1 pseudogene is annotated in these 252 nt (G+C 65.5%); it reads left to right on the forward strand.

The window, feature by feature from the left end:
- Nucleotides 1-252: pseudogene (locus MTX34_RS25590) on the forward strand (IS21 family transposase); the annotation flags it as partial.

Consider the following 252-nt stretch of genomic DNA (forward strand, 5'->3'; position numbering starts at 1 on the left):
CGCGGTTGAGCGATGGCTGGCTCGACTACAGCGCCCACGTCGGGTTCATCACCGACCCGGCGCGGGTGAGGTCGCCGAAGGACAAACCGAGAGTCGAACGCACCGTGCAGTACGTGCGCGGAAACTTCTGGGCGGGTGAACGATTCAACAGTCTCGAGCAAGCGCAGGAGGCGGCGGTTCGGTGGTGCAGCAGCACCGCAGGTATGCGCATTCACGGCTCGACATGCGCCCGACCGCTCGAGGTGTTCGAGG

This window comes from Rhodococcus sp. ARC_M5 (assembly GCF_022810405.1).
Classification (GTDB): domain Bacteria; phylum Actinomycetota; class Actinomycetes; order Mycobacteriales; family Mycobacteriaceae; genus Rhodococcoides; species Rhodococcoides navarretei.